11 protein-coding genes are annotated in these 17,196 nt (G+C 40.2%); 4 read left to right on the top strand and 7 right to left on the bottom strand.

What is annotated here, in order from left to right; translation table 11 throughout:
* Nucleotides 1-121: 121 nt before the first annotated feature.
* From J4856_RS09830 to J4856_RS09845, 4 genes are all read right to left on the bottom strand, one after another.
* Nucleotides 122-2,164 carry a TonB-dependent receptor gene (locus J4856_RS09830; protein WP_065367758.1) on the bottom strand — a complete coding sequence of 681 codons (2,043 nt, stop codon included), beginning with the start codon at nucleotides 2,162-2,164 and terminating at the stop codon, nucleotides 122-124.
* Nucleotides 2,165-2,744: 580 nt separating this feature from the next.
* Nucleotides 2,745-4,136: a phosphoglucosamine mutase gene (gene glmM / locus J4856_RS09835; protein WP_065367757.1), complete on the bottom strand. Its 1,392-nt coding sequence runs from the start codon at nucleotides 4,134-4,136 to the stop codon at nucleotides 2,745-2,747.
* Between the two features lie 104 nt (nucleotides 4,137-4,240).
* Entirely contained in the window at nucleotides 4,241-4,879 is a 639-nt protein-coding gene (bamK, locus tag J4856_RS09840) for a BamK family beta-barrel-assembly machinery protein (protein ID WP_025838089.1), read from the bottom strand.
* Between the two features lie 498 nt (nucleotides 4,880-5,377).
* Entirely contained in the window at nucleotides 5,378-6,244 is an 867-nt protein-coding gene (locus J4856_RS09845; RefSeq protein WP_025838087.1) for a patatin-like phospholipase family protein, read from the bottom strand.
* Nucleotides 6,245-6,331: 87 nt separating this feature from the next.
* Here J4856_RS09845 and J4856_RS09850 point away from each other — a divergent pair, with 87 nt between their 5' ends.
* The 4 genes from J4856_RS09850 to J4856_RS09865 all read left to right on the top strand — a co-directional run bounded on the left by J4856_RS09850 (nucleotide 6,332) and on the right by J4856_RS09865 (nucleotide 13,011).
* Nucleotides 6,332-7,738: an aminopeptidase P family protein gene (locus J4856_RS09850; RefSeq protein ID WP_025838085.1), complete on the top strand. Its 1,407-nt coding sequence runs from the start codon at nucleotides 6,332-6,334 to the stop codon at nucleotides 7,736-7,738.
* An 82-nt stretch (nucleotides 7,739-7,820) separates the two neighbouring features.
* The gene (locus J4856_RS09855; RefSeq protein ID WP_025838083.1) at nucleotides 7,821-9,023 is read left to right on the top strand and encodes a C1 family peptidase; all 1,203 of its coding nucleotides are present in this window, start codon (nucleotides 7,821-7,823) and stop codon (nucleotides 9,021-9,023) included.
* A 260-nt stretch (nucleotides 9,024-9,283) separates the two neighbouring features.
* Entirely contained in the window at nucleotides 9,284-11,008 is a 1,725-nt protein-coding gene (gene recJ / locus J4856_RS09860) for a single-stranded-DNA-specific exonuclease RecJ (protein ID WP_025838081.1), read from the top strand.
* A gap of 110 nt (nucleotides 11,009-11,118) precedes the next feature.
* Nucleotides 11,119-13,011: a RecQ family ATP-dependent DNA helicase gene (locus J4856_RS09865; RefSeq protein WP_065367756.1), complete on the top strand. Its 1,893-nt coding sequence runs from the start codon at nucleotides 11,119-11,121 to the stop codon at nucleotides 13,009-13,011.
* A gap of 142 nt (nucleotides 13,012-13,153) precedes the next feature.
* On the opposite strand, the gene J4856_RS09870 is transcribed toward J4856_RS09865, so the two are convergent.
* The 3 genes from J4856_RS09870 to J4856_RS09880 all read right to left on the bottom strand — a co-directional run bounded on the left by J4856_RS09870 (nucleotide 13,154) and on the right by J4856_RS09880 (nucleotide 17,070).
* The gene (locus J4856_RS09870; protein WP_025838078.1) at nucleotides 13,154-13,918 is read right to left on the bottom strand and encodes an acyl-[acyl-carrier-protein] thioesterase; all 765 of its coding nucleotides are present in this window, start codon (nucleotides 13,916-13,918) and stop codon (nucleotides 13,154-13,156) included.
* A gap of 731 nt (nucleotides 13,919-14,649) precedes the next feature.
* Entirely contained in the window at nucleotides 14,650-15,792 is a 1,143-nt protein-coding gene (locus J4856_RS09875) for an OmpA family protein (RefSeq protein ID WP_025838075.1), read from the bottom strand.
* 315 nt (nucleotides 15,793-16,107) lie between these two features.
* On the bottom strand, nucleotides 16,108-17,070 hold the full coding sequence (locus J4856_RS09880) for an IS256 family transposase, variant Zn-binding type (protein ID WP_428842430.1): 963 nt from the start codon (nucleotides 17,068-17,070) through the stop codon (nucleotides 16,108-16,110).
* Nucleotides 17,071-17,196 lie beyond the last annotated feature (126 nt).

The following is a 17,196-nucleotide window of genomic DNA, read 5'->3' on the forward strand; positions in this document are numbered from 1 at the left end:
GGGAGATTATACTCCGTCATTAAAGATGTTTTGCTCGACTCTATGTAATGATTTTTCATAGTCTTATTAGTTTCTCTGAACAGTGGAGCGACAGACATTCAAGCTACGTAAGACCCACTTTTCACCTCAAGATAGAACTCTCTGCAGCCTTCGACTCATACTTAGGAGAATGGTTAACCTTCTTACCATAGTCAAGAGAATAGGCTACTTTTACAGAAGCAAAAGAATTATCCCGCTCGCTAACATCACGTCCATAACACTGGTAGTTAGAGGCTAATAAACTTCGTGTACGCTCATTTCCTTGTATAAAGAGATTTCGTGCAGTAACGACTACTGACAGATTTCCATGACTCCACTCTGCTGACAAATCATAGAGGAATGGAAGGTGTACACGTTCCTGACAACCCATCAAATCCTTGCGAGCCGTCTGTGCAGAAGCTGAAAGCGAGAAATCGCCCAAGTAATAACTGGCTTCCATACGTGCATAACAGCATCCTAAACGTTCGTCGGCAGCTCCGCTTACACGGTAATAATCATATCCGCCCTCCCATTTCACATTGAAATCACTCACAGGTTTCCATGTAGCAGAAAGTAACAGCTGATATTGATGATAGCGTGTATCGCTCGAATAGGTATTTATCAGTCTGTTATTATCTTTTAGAAAAACATTGGCAATAGCATTACTCATATATTCATAGTTGGCAGACAACAGAGCCGACCACTTCTTAAAGTTGAGTGAATAAGTCAAAGCAGGACCAAGTAGCGTAGAATTATCCATCGTTGGATTGCCACGACGTACCAAGACACGATCTATCTGCTGTTCTGCTGCGTTTACGGTGTTCAATGTTGGGAACGTATTTCCTAAGGCAAAGAACAGTTGTAAAGCCTGATGCTGATTTGGACTCCACGAGAACATTGAGTAAAAACGTGGTGCCAGATGTGTCACCTCCTGCTCTCCACGCAACTTGTAAGCAAGGTAAGACACACCAGGACGAGCCACCAACATTACCTTTCTCCCCCACCGCTTCGCATAATCAACAAAAAACAAGGATTCAGAAGAACGCAGATGCTGCAGACTTGGAGAACTACCTCTATACTCATCTTGACTTATCTTCAAGAATTCTATCAGACTAAACGTTAGATTATGTCCCTTGGGAAGAGGCATCACATAGCTTGAGTTAAAGTTAAGATACGTATAATCTTCTTTCACATCACTTAAGAAAGCTCTGTCTTCAAGGCTATTACGCTTATAAGTATTACGTGCATAATAACCATCCAATGAACATTCAAGACTCTTTTCCCCCTTGAAATTGTGGTTAAAGTATAGGGAAAAGGTGGGTTTTATAGTCTTATCATGCTCAAGAACATTATTCGTAAACAACAAAGGAACGGTATAGCCCGTATATACCAAACTACCATTCAAGACATCATCACGCCTTGTACTAACTTCAACACCGCTTCTAATCATCCACGTTGTACGCTCCGTCCTCCGACTAAGACTGGCATTAACGTAACGACCGATACTCTTCATATCAGTATCATACGCTGCCTCTTGTTTATGAATAGGGTTATCCAGCAGATAATCTGTCGTCGTTTCACCATAAACCTTAGGGTTCTGTACACAGCTACCTGCCCATAGATTAACATTATAATGCCCGAGACTATACTTTGAGGTAAGATTGTAATCACCTTTCAAATAACCCACTCCCTGCAGAGCCTCCACCTGTGTATAACCTCCCGAGGTGTAATTCTTGACAATATAGTTCATTACAGCCTTATCATTTGCATACTTTCCTGTAGGCATATCATAGTATTCAACACGAAGAATATCCTTTGGACGCAATGTAGCTATCTCTCTCACAGAAGCCTTACTTCCGTTGATATATAACGTTGCCGATCCTACTGGCGTTGTTATAACACCATTCTCTGCATCTACATTGACACCTGCTAACATCATATTCTTTACAAGTTCAAAACCAGAATGGGCATGCTTCCGCTGTTTTGGGGTAGGAATACAATTGATATAATCTACCTCTCGTTTTACCATATCACCTGCAACAACCACCTCCTTCAGCTGAACATTCTTTGAAACGGAATCTGTCTGTGCTGCAACAGGAAGTGTCATCATACCTAAGATTGTACAAATAATCTTCGTTTTATTCATCTTGCCTACTATTGTTTACGCATATATAAGAGTATAACTATCGTTACAAAGTAAGAAATTAAATAGGAAAAAAACAAGTAAAAAGACGATAAATAACATTAGAAAGTAATACTTATTTTCCCAATTGAGGTCGTCAACGGGCTGAAGATGAGTAGTATAAAAAGCGTAAAGAATTGATTAACTGATCTTTAATAGTAAAATTCCACTTACACAGCAGGTTCTATCTCCCACTCATCAATACAACGTTTCTACAAAGAGAAACTCACACTAAATCTTATAGTTTATTATATTCAAACATCTAATACCACATCTTCGCATGGAATTTCTAGGCTTTCTCCCTTTTGTGCTATATGCCAGCACAAGGTGTGTTGGTACTAAGCACAACTTGTGATGCAGTTAAACACAAGATTGAAAGAGCATACATCGAATTATAAACCAGACTTCATTGCACCTCATAACTCATCTGATTCGGACACTAAAGCTGACCTAAAAGTAGGAACGATAAGGCTATCCAACAAAAAAGAGGATGCTTCGGAACAATTCCAAAGCACCCTCCTTCTATTTTATAGTAAGGTTAAGTTTACTGCATATCGTAAACCACCTGCATCAATTTCTTGCCCAATGCGTCAGCAGCCTCCATGGTGTTAGCCTCGCTATAAACGCGAATGATAGGCTCTGTGTTTGACTTACGAAGATGAACCCAAGCATCAGGGAAATCGAGCTTAACACCATCGATGTCAGTTACCTGTACATCCTTCTCCTGTCCGTAAAGTTCTTTCACACGCACAAGGATTGCATCAACGTCTGTATCAGGAGTAAGGTCGATACGATTCTTTGCAATGAAATACTCTGGGAAAGTCTTGCGAAGTTCACTTACCTTCAGTCCCTTCTGTGCCAAAGAACTAAGAAAGAGTGCAATACCAACGAGGGCATCACGGCCATAATGGCTATCTGGATAGATTACACCACCATTACCTTCACCACCGATAACGGCACCAACTTCTTTCATCTTTGTGGTAACATTCACCTCACCTACAGCAGAAGCATAATACTTACCTCCGTGCTTCTCAGTTACATCACGCAAGGCACGAGTTGAAGATAGGTTACTTACAGTGTTACCCTTTATATGTTCAAGAATATAATCAGCCACAGTGACGAGTGTGTACTCCTCACCATACATCTTACCATCCTCCTGAATAAAGGCCAAACGATCAACATCTGGGTCAACAACGATACCCAAATCATAACCACCCTTTGCTACCTCATCCATAATACCAGTAAGGTTTACTGCAAGTGGTTCTGGGTTGTGAGAGAAATCACCTGTAGCATCACCATTGAGGAACTTATATTCAACACCAAGACGATCGAGCAACTTAGGGAGGATGACACCACCAACAGAATTGATAGCATCAACAACGACACGGAACTTACGTTTCTTAATTGCTTCAACATCTACCAAATCAAGATTCAAGACCTCGTTTATGTGGCGTTCATCAAATGAGTCATCATCAGTATAACTACCTAAGCCATCTACATCAGCATAATCAAAATCCTCACGCTCTGCAATATCCAAAACCTCAGCACCATCAGCTGCAGTAAGGAATTCACCCTCCTCATTCAGAAGTTTTAAGGCGTTCCAATGGCGTGGATTATGAGAAGCGGTGATAATGATACCACCATCTGCACCACACATACGCACAGCCAATTCTGTTGTAGGGGTTGTAGCCAAGCCGATGTTTACAACATCTGCGCCAATACCCATCAACGTACCACATACAACATTCTTGACCATTGGACCAGAGATACGTGCATCACGACCAACAACAATCTTTAGCTTCTTTCCAGGGTGTTTACGTGCAATGAAAGTAGCGTATGCAGAAACGAATTTAACGATGTCCAGCGGGTTCAGTGTATCTCCCGCACGACCTCCGATAGTTCCACGGATGCCGGAAATAGATTTAATAAGCGTCATACTTAGAAATATGTTTGAAGGCTATCGCCTTGATTGTTATTTTTATCTTTTACGTTCTCTGTTTTTCCCGTATGTTTTTAATCTTTTTACTTTTTTACCTTTTATCAGAGTCCCCTTTCAAAGGTAAGATCATAGTAGCAAGGATAAACAGACTGTGAAGCATTAACCTGTCCTTGTTGTGAAGGAACGATAAGTCGAACGTGTGACAACTTTGATGTTGCGTTAACCAATCTACCTAGTCCGATATATGGCATAGGTACCAACCAACCTGCAGGAACAGAAGTATTCTGATAAACCTTGTACATCACGCTAGAATTAGGGTCAAACGAAGCGGTATAAGTTCCACTTGTGTTAGTGACTGACATCTTATCAACCTCAGCACTAAAGACGAGGACCTCATTAGATAATTGTAATGTATCTCTGAGAAGGTTACGTTCGGTGAAACGACAGAGAACAGTAGCAGTCTCTCCTTTCTTGATAACATCGCCAGTGCCTTTCTCTACAATCTGCATATAAACACCAGTATTTGGGAAAAGGACATACTGATTCTTTGTTGTATCTGTTGAGTTTCCCTGCTTTGTAAATTGCTCTTCGCTAATGACGTTAATACCTTTCTTGATTATAAATTTGTTAATAGCCTCTGTCTCCCGTTCCAACTGATCAGCATAAGTCTCAGTCTTATTACACGAACTAAAAGCCAGCACTACAGCCAACACTACGAGGAGAAAATTTATCTTCTTCATTTTCTTTTTCATTTTAATATATGTGCAAAGATAAGAAAAGTATTTAGAAAGGGAAAATAAGAACTAAGAAAAATACATCAAAGCTAGCTTGTAAAAACATTCTTTGCTGGTTTTTATCAATAAGAGAGACGATTTGTCCTAACAGCAAAGAGATTTATCCAGCTCTATAACGAATCGTGTGGGTAATTCGTCATAGAGCCTAAAATATTGTTGAAAGGTATAGCCTCCAACTAGACACAACTCTAGATTGACCTTCATTTTAATATGTTTAACTTACATTAAATCCCTACCCTTCCATATACAGCAATGGTGTTAACCCTTCGCACATGTGGTGCATACCATCCGCACCATTAGTGTTAAGCATCCGCACCACACGTGCTGAGCGCCCGCACCAAACCGATGGAATATCAACACACAACCCACATGATTCATTATAGAGCCATTTATCCATTCAAACACACTTAATCCCTAACAAATATGAAACTTACAACGGAGAGGTCAAAGAAGTTCCGGGAGATTATCCTGAACAAATCGCTCGCCTAAGCGGAAGCCTTCCTCATAAAGGTTCTCTAGCTTCTCAACATCTTTCTCCATTCGACCTACAACAATAGGGTTTTCTGGGCGAATAACAAGAATCTTACCCTGTTCTTCCAATTCATCTATCAAGTCAAGCTGACGATTATAGACCTCTACCCTACGGCTTAGTGCAACGCGTAAACGAGGATAATTACGATAGATAAATTTTGGTTGTTTATAGTCGCGCCCTGTGTCACGCCATCCTTTGTTACGTGTACTGATAACTACGTTCGTTTCATGTCCAGTTTCAATAGAACGTAACACTGGAATAGAGTCAACGATACCTCCATCCAAAAGTTCCTTACCATCTACGGTCACAATCTTACTAACGTATGGAAGACTTGAAGAAGAGCGTGCCAATTCATTAAGACGATGCTTATCACCCGATGATTCAGAAAGATATTCAGCAAAACCCGTTTGACAATTTGTTACCACCATTTCGAAGATATCTCCATTCTTACAATTACGAAAATACTCTTCATAGTCGTAAGGGATAAGCTCATAAGGGAAACGCCGATAGAGCAGTTCCGGATCGAAGATACATCCTTGAGTAACAAGATGCCGCAAGCCAATATAATCATATTTTACAAGCATATCAATATTTGAGATACGCGCACGACGCGGTTGACGACTGGCATACGACAAGCCATTGCATGCTCCTGCGGAAACAGCAACAATGTAATGAAAATAAAGCTTGTACTTCATAAAAGCATCCAACACGCCAGAGGTAAAAACACCACGCATTCCTCCACCTTCTAAAACTAATCCCGTTTTCCTATCTATCAGCATAATTTCTCTTGAAAAAACACCTGCAAAGTTAATAACTTTCAAACAAAAATAACTATCTTTGCAATCAAACCAACTAATAATTGAATTATGTTTAATAAAGAAACCTATGTAAAGCGCCGTGCAGAGCTAAAGAAGCTTGTTGGAAAGGGAATCATCATCCTTTTCGGCAACAATGAGTCGCCTGCAAACTTTCCTGCGAATGGATACTATCCTTTCCGTCAGGATTCATCATTCCTCTATTATTTCGGTCAGAAACGTGACGGGTTAGTCGGTGTTATCGACATCGATAATGACACTGAAACGCTGATTGGTGACGATATAGATATTGACGATATCGTATGGTATGGTAGTGTTGACTCTGTAAGAGATATGGCTGATGCTGTTGGCGTGGCTAATACTATCAACATGAAGGGACTAAAGACGATCTGCAACAATGCACTACGTGAACATCGCAAGATTCATTTTTTGCCTCCTTATCGTGCAGATATCATGATTCAAATCTTCGACCTCTTCGGTATTCATCCTAACCAGCAGAAAGAATCTGCAAGTATGGACCTTATCCATGCAGTTGTTAAGATGCGTTCTATTAAGACACAAGAAGAAATAGAAGAACTGGAGCGTGCAGCTGTTATTGGTTATAAGATGCACACCACAGCTATGATTTTAGGCAAACCTGGTGTAACAGAGAAGTTTGTAGGTGGTCAAGTGAGTGGTATTGCTTGCTCTTATGGCTCTATGGTTGCCTTCCCAACAATCTTCTCACAGCATGGTGAGATTATGCATGGTAATCCTTCTATGGCATTACTGGAATCTGGACGCCTTGCTCTTTGCGATTGTGGAGCAGAAACTATCAATCACTATTGTTCTGACAATACTCGTACATTCCCTGTTAATGGCAAATTCACCCAAAAGCAGTTGGAGATATACAAGGTTGTAGAAGAGTGCCACGATGCAGCGTTAAGTCTTTCTAAACCAGGTGTTAAATATATGGATGTACACTTCGCAGTATGCCGTATTCTCTTCGACCGCATGAAAGAGCTTGGCTTGGCAAAGGGTGACACTGATGCAGCCGTAGCAGCTGGTGCACACGCAATGTTCTTGCCTCACGGCCTTGGTCACATGATGGGAATGGATGTCCATGATATGGAATCCTTCGATCAGATTAATGTAGGCTTTGACGAGGAGACACGCCCTAACCTCAAGCAGTTTGGAACTAACTGCCTGCGCATGGGTCGCCGCTTAGAAGAAGGATTTGTGGTTACTGATGAACCTGGAATCTATTTCATTCCTGCATTGATTGATGAATGGCGCGCAAAGAAACATTGTGCAGACTTCCTCAACTTCGACAAGCTGGATGAGTATAAGGACTTCGGAGGAATCCGTCTCGAAGACGACCTCCTCATCACCAAGGATGGTTGCCGATTTATTGGCAAGGATATTATTCCATACCACCCGAAGGATGTTGAAGACTTCATTGCAGCAAACCGGAAATAATAAAAATTTATCATTAATATTTACATCAAGGTTGCCGCAAGAGATCAACTCAAAACGGTAACCCAACTTTTTTAAAAAACTTATGAAAAAAACATTAGTAGTAGCATTGCTCGCTTTAGTTGCGATGGGTGCTAATGCCGCTGACAAAAAAGAAGGTACAACCTCTAACAAGCCTGTTTTTACTGTAGTAAAGCAGAATCCAATTACAAGTGTTAAGGACCAGAACCGCTCAGGTACTTGCTGGGACTACTCTACCCTTAGCTACTTCGAGGCAGAGATTTTGAAGAAGACTGGTAAGACATACGATCTCTGTGAGAGCTTCGTTGCAAACAAAACATATATGGATCGTGCAGTGCAAGTAGTTCGTCTCCATGGTGATTGTCAATTCGCTCAAGGAGGTTCAGCATACGACGTTCTTCACACACTTGAGACCTATGGTATCTGTCCAGAGAATGCAATGCCTTTCCCAGGCTCTCTCTATGGTGATTCACTGAATAACTTCAACGAGTTCTTCTCATTACTGGAACCATACGTAAATGCTATTGCACGTAATAAGGCAAACAAGATCTCTGGTCAGTGGAAGCAAGGTTTGCAAGGTATTCTTGACGCTTACCTTGGCAAGTGTCCAGAGACTTTCACCTACGATGGCAAGCAATATACTCCAAAGAGCTTCGCAGCAAGCCTAGGATTGAACTGGAGCGATTATGTTACTATTACTTCTTATACTCATCATCCATTCTACTCAAAGTTTGCAGTTGAAGTACAAGACAACTGGCGTTATCCACAGTCTTACAACCTTCCTATGGACGAGATGATGCGTATCATCGATAACGCTGTAATGAGCGGCTACACCGTAGCATGGGGTGGCGACGTTAGTGAGCCTGGCTTCACACGTAAGGGTTTGGCTTACATGGTTGATGGTAAGAAAGTTGAAAGCATGAAGGGTAGCGATATGGCTCACTGGCTTGGTCTTTCTGCAGCAAAGAAGAAGGATATTATTGACTCACTTGGTGTAAACGTACCTGAAGTTGTTCCTACACAGCAGCAGCGTCAAGACCGTTTCGACAACTGGGAGTTGACCGACGACCATGGTATGCTTATCTTCGGTATCGCTAAGGATCAGAATGGTAAGGAGTACTACATGGTGAAAAACTCATGGGGTGAGACTGGTGACTACAAAGGTATTTGGTACATGACCAAGAACTTTATTGCAGCTAACACCATGGACTATATGGTAAACAAGAACGCTATTCCTAAGGATATTCGTAAGAAGATGGGACTCTAAAGAATGAGATGTGTTGAAATGAAAATGAATAATTATATTTTCTGACATAGCTCTTTCAACTACCCACTATGAAATTATAAACAATCCCGTTCCAATGTTTTGGAGCGGGATTGTTCTTTTATCACCAATAGGATCTATTAACCTCATAGACCTAAGAAGAGCACCATCATTAGATACACAGAACCAAATAATACACTACATAACATCCTCATTTCACCTTTTTTTTGTACCTTTACGGACAGAAATAAAAACAATTTAAAATGCAATTTAAATGGAACTACACACCACCTGCTGAAACTCAGGTCAATGCGGCTAAAGACTTAGGAGAGAAGTTGGGTATCAGTCCCATTCTCGCATCTTTACTCATCCGCCGTGGTATAACCACTGAAAGCGCTGCTAAGCGATTCTTCCGTCCACAGTTGGCTGACCTTATCAATCCTTTTTTAATGAAGGATATGGATGCGGCAGTTGATCGTCTCAATGACGCAATGGGCCATAAGGAACGTATTCTTGTTTACGGAGATTACGATGTTGATGGCTGTACGGCTGTTGCATTAGTATATAAATTCTTACGCCAGTTTTATTCTAACATTGACTACTACATCCCCGATCGTTATGACGAGGGATACGGAGTAAGCAAAAAAGGAATAGACTTCGCAAAAGAAACAGGGGTAAAACTTATCATTATCCTCGATTGTGGTATCAAAGCAATCGAAGAGATTACTTATGCCAAGGAGCAAGGAATAGACTTCATCATCTGTGATCATCACGTCCCTGACGAAGTGATGCCGCCCGCTGTGGCCATCCTTAACCCTAAAAGACCAGACGATACCTACCCATTCAAGAGTCTTTGCGGTTGTGGAGTAGGTTTCAAATTCATGCAGGCATTTGCAAAGAATAATAACATTCCATTCTCACGCCTCGTTCCCCTACTCGATTTCTGTGCTGTCAGCATAGCAGCAGACTTGGTTCCCGTAGTTGATGAGAATCGTATTCTAGCCTTCCACGGACTGAAACAGCTGAATCAAAACCCTAGTCTTGGACTGAAAGCTATCATTGATATCTGCGGCCTAAATGGTCGTGAGTTATCTATGAGTGATATCATCTTCAAAATTGGACCACGCATCAACGCCAGCGGACGTATGGAAAATGGTAAGAAGAGTGTTGATCTACTCGTTGAAAGAGAATATAGCTTGGCCTTCAATCAAGCAAAGCATATTGACGAATATAATGAACAACGAAAAGATGTAGATCGCCAGATGACTGAGGAAGCGAACCAAATTGTAGCTCGCTTGGAAAGTCAGAAACATCAGTCGAGCATCGTACTCTATGACGAGCATTGGAAGAAAGGTGTAATTGGTATTGTAGCCTCCCGTCTGACAGAAATCTATTTTCGTCCTACAGTGGTCATCACACGTGACGAGGATCTTGCAACAGCCTCTGCACGTAGTGTAGCGGGATTTGACGTATATGCAGCCATTAAGAGTTGTCGTGACCTTTTATTAAACTTCGGTGGACACACTTATGCTGCAGGATTAACCATGAAATGGGCAAATGTCAAAGAGTTCTGCGAACGTTTCCAAGCATATGTCGAAGAACATATTGAGCCCGAACAACGTGAAGCCATATTGGATATTGATGCTGTTATTGATTTCAAGGATATCACAAAGAAGCTGCACAGCGACTTAAAACGCTTTGCGCCATTTGGCCCAGGGAATCCAAAACCACTTTTCTGCACGTTGGATGTATATGATTTTGGTACAAGTAAGGTTGTTGGACGTGAACAAGAACATATCAAGTTGGAACTGGTCGATTCCAAATCAAACAACGTAATGAATGGTATCGCTTTCGGTCAGAGTGCCTCTGCCCGCTATATTAAGTCAAAGCGTTCGTTTGACATAGCATACACTATTGAGGACAATGTCTTCAAGCGTGGAGCCGTTCAACTGCAGATAGAGGATATCAGACCAACAGAGGATTGTTAATAAAATAGATTTAAGAGCTTGAATGTAAACCAATAGGAGACTCTCAACTTCCTAAAGTTCAAAATTCAAACTTCAAAACTTAAACTTCAAAGTTCAAAATTCAAAGTCCAATGTCCTACCTTGACATTCTTCATCAATATTGGGGCTATCCTGACTTTCGCGGTATTCAGAAAGACATCATTGACAGTATCGGTTCAGGTAAGGATACCTTAGGACTAATGCCAACAGGAGGAGGAAAATCACTCACATTCCAAGTACCTGCATTAGCCCAAGAAGGAGTATGCTTAGTCATAACTCCACTCATTGCATTGATGAAGGACCAGGTTGACCATCTACGTCGCCAAGGGATAACAGCAGCAGCCATCTACTCTGGCATGCGTCATGACGACATCATCACAACGCTAGAAAACTGTACCTTTGGAGGAGTAAAACTGCTATATATATCACCTGAGCGTATTTGCTCCGATCTTTTTAAGACAAAATTACGACACATAAAGGTGAGCTTTATCACAGTTGATGAAGCTCATTGTATCAGCCAATGGGGTTATGACTTTCGTCCTTCTTACCTTCAGATTGCAGACATCCGGAAGTTAGTTCCAGATGCACCTATTCTTGCATTGACAGCAACCGCCACTCCAGAAGTTGTAGATGATATCCAAGAACAGTTAGGCTTCAAGGAAAAGAATGTCTTCTGCATGAGTTTTGAACGTAAGAATCTGGCTTATGTTGTACGACAAACGGAGGATAAAGATGCAGAAATGGTGCATATCCTGCAATCCATTCCCAAGACCGCAATCGTCTATTGTCGTAGCAGAAAACGCACAAAAGAGGTAGCACAAATGCTCGCCGAGAATAGTATTTCTGCTACGTGGTATCATGCAGGCTTAGAACCTGGTGTCAAAGATCAACGACAGAATGATTGGCAGAACGATAAGGTACGTGTCATGGTTGCTACAAATGCATTTGGTATGGGTATTGATAAGCCAAACGTACGTGCAGTTATTCACATTGATTGCCCAAGTTCATTAGAAGCTTATTTCCAAGAGGCGGGACGTGCTGGTCGCGATGGTAAAAAGGCTTATGCCGTCTTACTTTATAATGGTCATGACAACAGAACACTACAAAAACGAATAGAAGACACATTCCCGCCTAAAGATTATATCCAAGAAGTTTATGAGCATTTAGCTTACTTTTATCAGATAGGTGTAGGAAGTGGGTATGGTTGCACTTTTGAATTCCCGATAGACAAGTTCTGCAATAGTTTCAAACACTTCCCAATACGGGTTAATGCTGCCCTGACAATTCTTCAAAGGGCAGGTTATATTGACTATGAGCAGAATCCAGATACCAAGGCACGTGTTCGGTTCCTTCTAAATAGAGATGAACTTTACCGACTTGACTCACTCAGTGATAAAGAGGATGATGTTGTCACTGCCCTATTACGCAACTACGGAGGTTTGTTCTCTGACTTCGGGTACATTGATGAAAGCTATATTGCACAGGAAGCGGGACTTGACAGAAACCAAATTTATATGGTACTTGTCAATCTCAGCAAAAAGAATATTATTAACTTTATTCCTCGCAAGAATATACCACTGGTAAGCTATACACAAGATCGTATCGATGGAGATGACGTCGTACTTAGCGAGGACGTATATGAAGATAGAAAAGAACAATTCATAAAACGCATAAATTCAGTAATCAACTATGCGCAAAATGAAAGAGTATGTCGTAGCAGACAACTATTGTCTTACTTTGGAGAAACAAAGTCAAAAGACTGTGAGCAATGCGATGTTTGTTTATCACATACCAATGAAGATGATTCAGACGAAAAAGAACTTATCAGACAACAACTAATGACTTTCTTATCAGATGGTCAAAAGCATCTGATAACTGATATTAGACAGCTGAACGACAATTGGGATCTTCTACAGAAAGTAATGCGTGACATGGTTCTAGAAGAGGAAATCCTAATGGATGGGAGTTTTCTACTTCTATCGTAAAAGGAAGCTTTTGAACAATCTAAGCCACCATAATACATTTGCGAAATAGTAAAAAATAAATTAAATAAAGGCGCACATAAAATACGCCTTATTATTTAAGTATTAAAGAACCTTATGATACAACCTTTTCAACATCGGAATCTTATACGAACTGCACTCGGCAGCGGCAGACTTCACTCTCTTTCCCATCACAATCACTCTTCGTGATTCTGACATTAAAATCTGTATCTCTATCACGTTGTTCACGATAAAAATGAAGTTTGTCGCCTTGATGTGATTCAGCCACATAGGCTATCTCAAACCGCTTAATACAATGTTCTTTATACCAAGATAAATCCCAGAGATCTAACACGTGTTCAATATACTTGACAGAGTTGATATGACCATTAATATCGACATCAGTATAATAGGTCTCAATTGAACAGAGAGGTGTAGGAACAGCCGACATCTTTACACGTGATGACTTCTCTATTGGACAAAGAACTTCTGTTTCAATATATTCTTTGATCAAACCATCTCGTACTGAAAGAATATCAACAGGCTGACGAGTATCGAGATCTATCATTGCCCACACACTCTTACCATATCCATATATTTGCCCGGACTCACTGATTACTTTAAAGTTACGACTCGTAAAGGATTTTAAGGCACTATCAACCCAAGTTTCTATAAAGAACTTATCATATGCCTTTGGCATTTCCTCCATCTCAATGGCCAAACGACTTAACACCCAGGTTTTATTGACTGTATTAAGATAATGCATTCCATAACCTCGATCATTACTATGAAAGTCAGCCGCATTCAACATGTGATTACCTAAATGCCCCATAAATAAGTGATTGGTAAAGTCGCAATGAAACGGCTCTGCCAAAAACTCATATCTTCCTATTTTTGATAACTTTATCATATTACCCTTTCTTAAACTAGCCAGTTATTTCAAGTAATCAACACACTAGATATATTATATAAACGGAGAAATACTAAGTTTATTCTATCATTAACAAGAAAACTAAGTTATCAGAGTTTACTAGTCAGTCGTAAAAAGGTGTAGAAAGAGGTAAACTGAAATCAAATTTTACAAAGTATTACTAAAATATAGAATGATAAATAGTCCCAAACAAGAGAGATACTATTACAAGAGAATAAAAGAAGAGTCTTATTTCTGTTGGCTCTATAATAAATCATGTAGATAACTCGTCATAGAGCCTAAAAATATTGTCAAAAAGTATAGCCTCCAACTAAACACAACTCCAAATTGACCTTTATTTTAATATGCTAAACTCACATTAAATCCCTACCCATACATATACAGCAATGGTGCTAATCCTTCGCACATGTGGTGCATACCATCCGCACCATTAGTGTTAAGCACCAGCACCACATGTGCGAAGCACCCGCACCAAACCGGTGGAATATCAATATACAACCCACACGATGCGTTATAGAGCCTTTCAGTTCGCTTTCGTTTTTTAAATTTCATGTATCTTATTGTAACATAACAAGTTGATAGTCTCAGACAAATAATAGGTGTGACAGGAAAAATATAATCTATAGTAAACGAAAAAGGGATGCATCTTTAAGATGCACCCCTAATATTTATCGTTCGAAGGATAATCCTTCTTAACCTATTCGGTTAGATTACTTTACGTAAACAACTGCAAGACGATTAGAAGTTACACCCTGTACACCCTTACCAGTTGCCTCGTCAACGATAACACCACGACCCTTGAGGTAGTTAGCAACTACGTCAGCACGAGCCTGTGAGAGACGATCGTTAAGTTCCTTAGAACCCTCTGGAGAAGCTGTACCAACAACCTGAACGTGAACACCCTCCTTAACGTTGTTAAGAGCAGCCTTAGCGTCGTTTGTAAGAGTAGACTTACCCTGAGCGAACGTTACGAATACGAGGTCAGATACAGTGAACTCCTTAACCTTAACAGAAGGAACTTCCTTAACAATCTCCTTAGTGATAACCTCTGGCTTGCGGTTGCGGAGCTCGTTGATCTGAGCGTTCAAAGCATCGATCTCAGCCTGGTCACGTGGAGTAACGATTGTGAAGTTGTGTGTACCGTTAGAGTTAGCAAACTTGTAGATGAAACCAGCATTCAACTGAACGAATGAGTTGTTGATGTTGTAAGCTGGCTGACCTGACTGTGCTGCTGTCTTATAACCATAGCCATAAGTGTTATCTACGTAAGAAACACCTGCAGGACTTACAACAGCATTCTTTGCATGAGAATTACCCAAGAATGCGAAGTTGATAGATGGCTCTACATAGAACTGGAACTGCTTCTGTGAACCAAAGTTGAAAGCGAAATCAAGAGCAGCCTTAGAAGTCATACGGTTACGATTCTCAGCTGTAGCATCCTCGAACGCCTTATTACTTGTGAATACGTGCATCCAACCAAGACCATAGAGTGCGCTAACCTCGAATGTACGTGGCTCACCCTTGTAACCACCGAACCAGTTGCTGAGGTTTACAGTACCGAGCAAGCTTGCGTTAGTAGCACGAACTACTGTACCTGTAGAAACCCAAGGCTTGTTTGAGAAATATGCGTTACCCTCAATAGCAAGACCGAATACTGGAGTGAAGTAACGACCGATACGGATACCAGCGTTTGGATCGAGGTCGCTCAACCACTTGTGGCCAGTTGTCTTTGTTGCAACACCACCGTTAATACCAACGTAGATGTTGTCAAAAGTCTTGCTTTCTGCTACAGTCTGAGCAGAAACAGATGCTGCCATTGAAGCTGCAGCTAACATTAAAACTAACTTTTTCATTGTTTCTCTGAATTAATTAATATTTGTAAAAAGTATAATGTCAATGTCTTAAACACGCTGCAAAGTAATAAAAAAATAATGAAACAACCAAATTTTTTTGAGACAAAATATGCACAAGACTATATTTGATGAGCATAAACTACCACAAAAGTGGAAGTAAAGAACAATCTCTTTTTCTTTATTAAATCTTATAATACAAAAATAAAGAAGAAGAGCCCATATATCATGTATTGGCTTATGTGACAAAAGTGTGCTTATTTTAGCGTCGTTTTCTCTTATGTGACAAAAATGTGCTTAAAATCTCCCATTCCCCTTTTATTTCTTAGGAGAATGGGACTTTATAAAGTCTTGGATGAAGATCTTTCTTCTTTCCATACTGATCCCCTTGTGTAGGTTCAATTTTGTCTTTAAATCTGCATTGAGTGATTCAATGGCATTGTTTGTATTTGGCATCTTCAATTCAGGGTAATCATAGTATGTCCACAATGACGACATATTCCTTTTAAGGCTCAAAAAAGCACTACGTAGAGCTTTATGAGTATAATGTGATTTTCCATCTTCTGTTGTTGTCCGTTCCTTAAGAAAATCCTCCCACTTGGTGTACCATTCCTTTAAAGCCCCAATAAAGGACTCCTTGTCCGTATGACATAACATCTTGGATAATTCAAGCAGTTCTTTTGAAGCCTCAAGCTTGGGTCTTGAAGTTAGTTTTGTCTTTATAGTCATTACTTGATGGAACTGGCATAATTGGAATTTATAATTGGGAAAAGCTTGCCTAAGTCCCTTAAAACCATCGCATACAAGCCCTTGAATGGTATACCCAAGTGACTCCAAGTAGCTTATGCCCTCCTTATAGTCTTCAAGACGTTCATGCCTATTGATAAACTTAAACCAAAGTACATCACCAGACAATGAATCCTTCATGATAACGACACCAAAATTACGTCCCCAATAGGTGGCATCCATTAAAACCACTACAGGGCGAACAAGAAGGTTGGGAAGTTCTTCTTTATAAGATTTGGTGAGTTTTCTATAAATTGTCCTGGTTGAAACTCCGTACTCCTCTGATAGATCTTTGACTGTTAGATTACCCTTGGAATAACGATTATTGACAATGGTATTGGTAAGGCGATTATGTCCAACAAAGCTCCTCTTACAGCACTTACAATACCAGCGTTGACTACCATTAAGATGACCACGTTTTATAGTCGATTTTGAGCCACAATAAAAGCAGATTTTTTGCCATAAAAATATAAATAAAACAAAGATAATGATTATTAGATAGTTACAAGGATTTTAAGCACATTTTTGTCATATAGGCCCATGTATTATATAAATATTCTTTATTATCTAACAATATCGTAAATTAAGACGACAAATTACTGAATAGAAGAAAAATTGAAT

Origin of the sequence: Prevotella scopos JCM 17725, assembly GCF_018127785.1 — a bacterium.
GTDB lineage: Bacteria > Bacteroidota > Bacteroidia > Bacteroidales > Bacteroidaceae > Prevotella > Prevotella scopos.

Excerpts from the sequence above, each read along its gene's own strand:
- J4856_RS09845 (WP_025838087.1), bottom strand. The coding sequence starts at position 6,244 with ATGCTGATAGATAGGAAAACGGGATTAGTTTTAGAAGGTGGAGGAATG.
- J4856_RS09865 (WP_065367756.1), top strand. The coding sequence starts at position 11,119 with ATGTCCTACCTTGACATTCTTCATCAATATTGGGGCTATCCTGACTTT.
- J4856_RS09850 (WP_025838085.1), top strand. The coding sequence starts at position 6,332 with ATGTTTAATAAAGAAACCTATGTAAAGCGCCGTGCAGAGCTAAAGAAG.
- glmM (WP_065367757.1), bottom strand. The coding sequence starts at position 4,136 with ATGACGCTTATTAAATCTATTTCCGGCATCCGTGGAACTATCGGAGGT.
- J4856_RS09875 (WP_025838075.1), bottom strand. The coding sequence starts at position 15,792 with ATGAAAAAGTTAGTTTTAATGTTAGCTGCAGCTTCAATGGCAGCATCT.
- J4856_RS09855 (WP_025838083.1), top strand. The coding sequence starts at position 7,821 with ATGAAAAAAACATTAGTAGTAGCATTGCTCGCTTTAGTTGCGATGGGT.
- bamK (WP_025838089.1), bottom strand. The coding sequence starts at position 4,879 with ATGAAGAAGATAAATTTTCTCCTCGTAGTGTTGGCTGTAGTGCTGGCT.
- J4856_RS09870 (WP_025838078.1), bottom strand. The coding sequence starts at position 13,918 with ATGATAAAGTTATCAAAAATAGGAAGATATGAGTTTTTGGCAGAGCCG.
- J4856_RS09830 (WP_065367758.1), bottom strand. The coding sequence starts at position 2,164 with ATGAATAAAACGAAGATTATTTGTACAATCTTAGGTATGATGACACTT.
- recJ (WP_025838081.1), top strand. The coding sequence starts at position 9,284 with ATGCAATTTAAATGGAACTACACACCACCTGCTGAAACTCAGGTCAAT.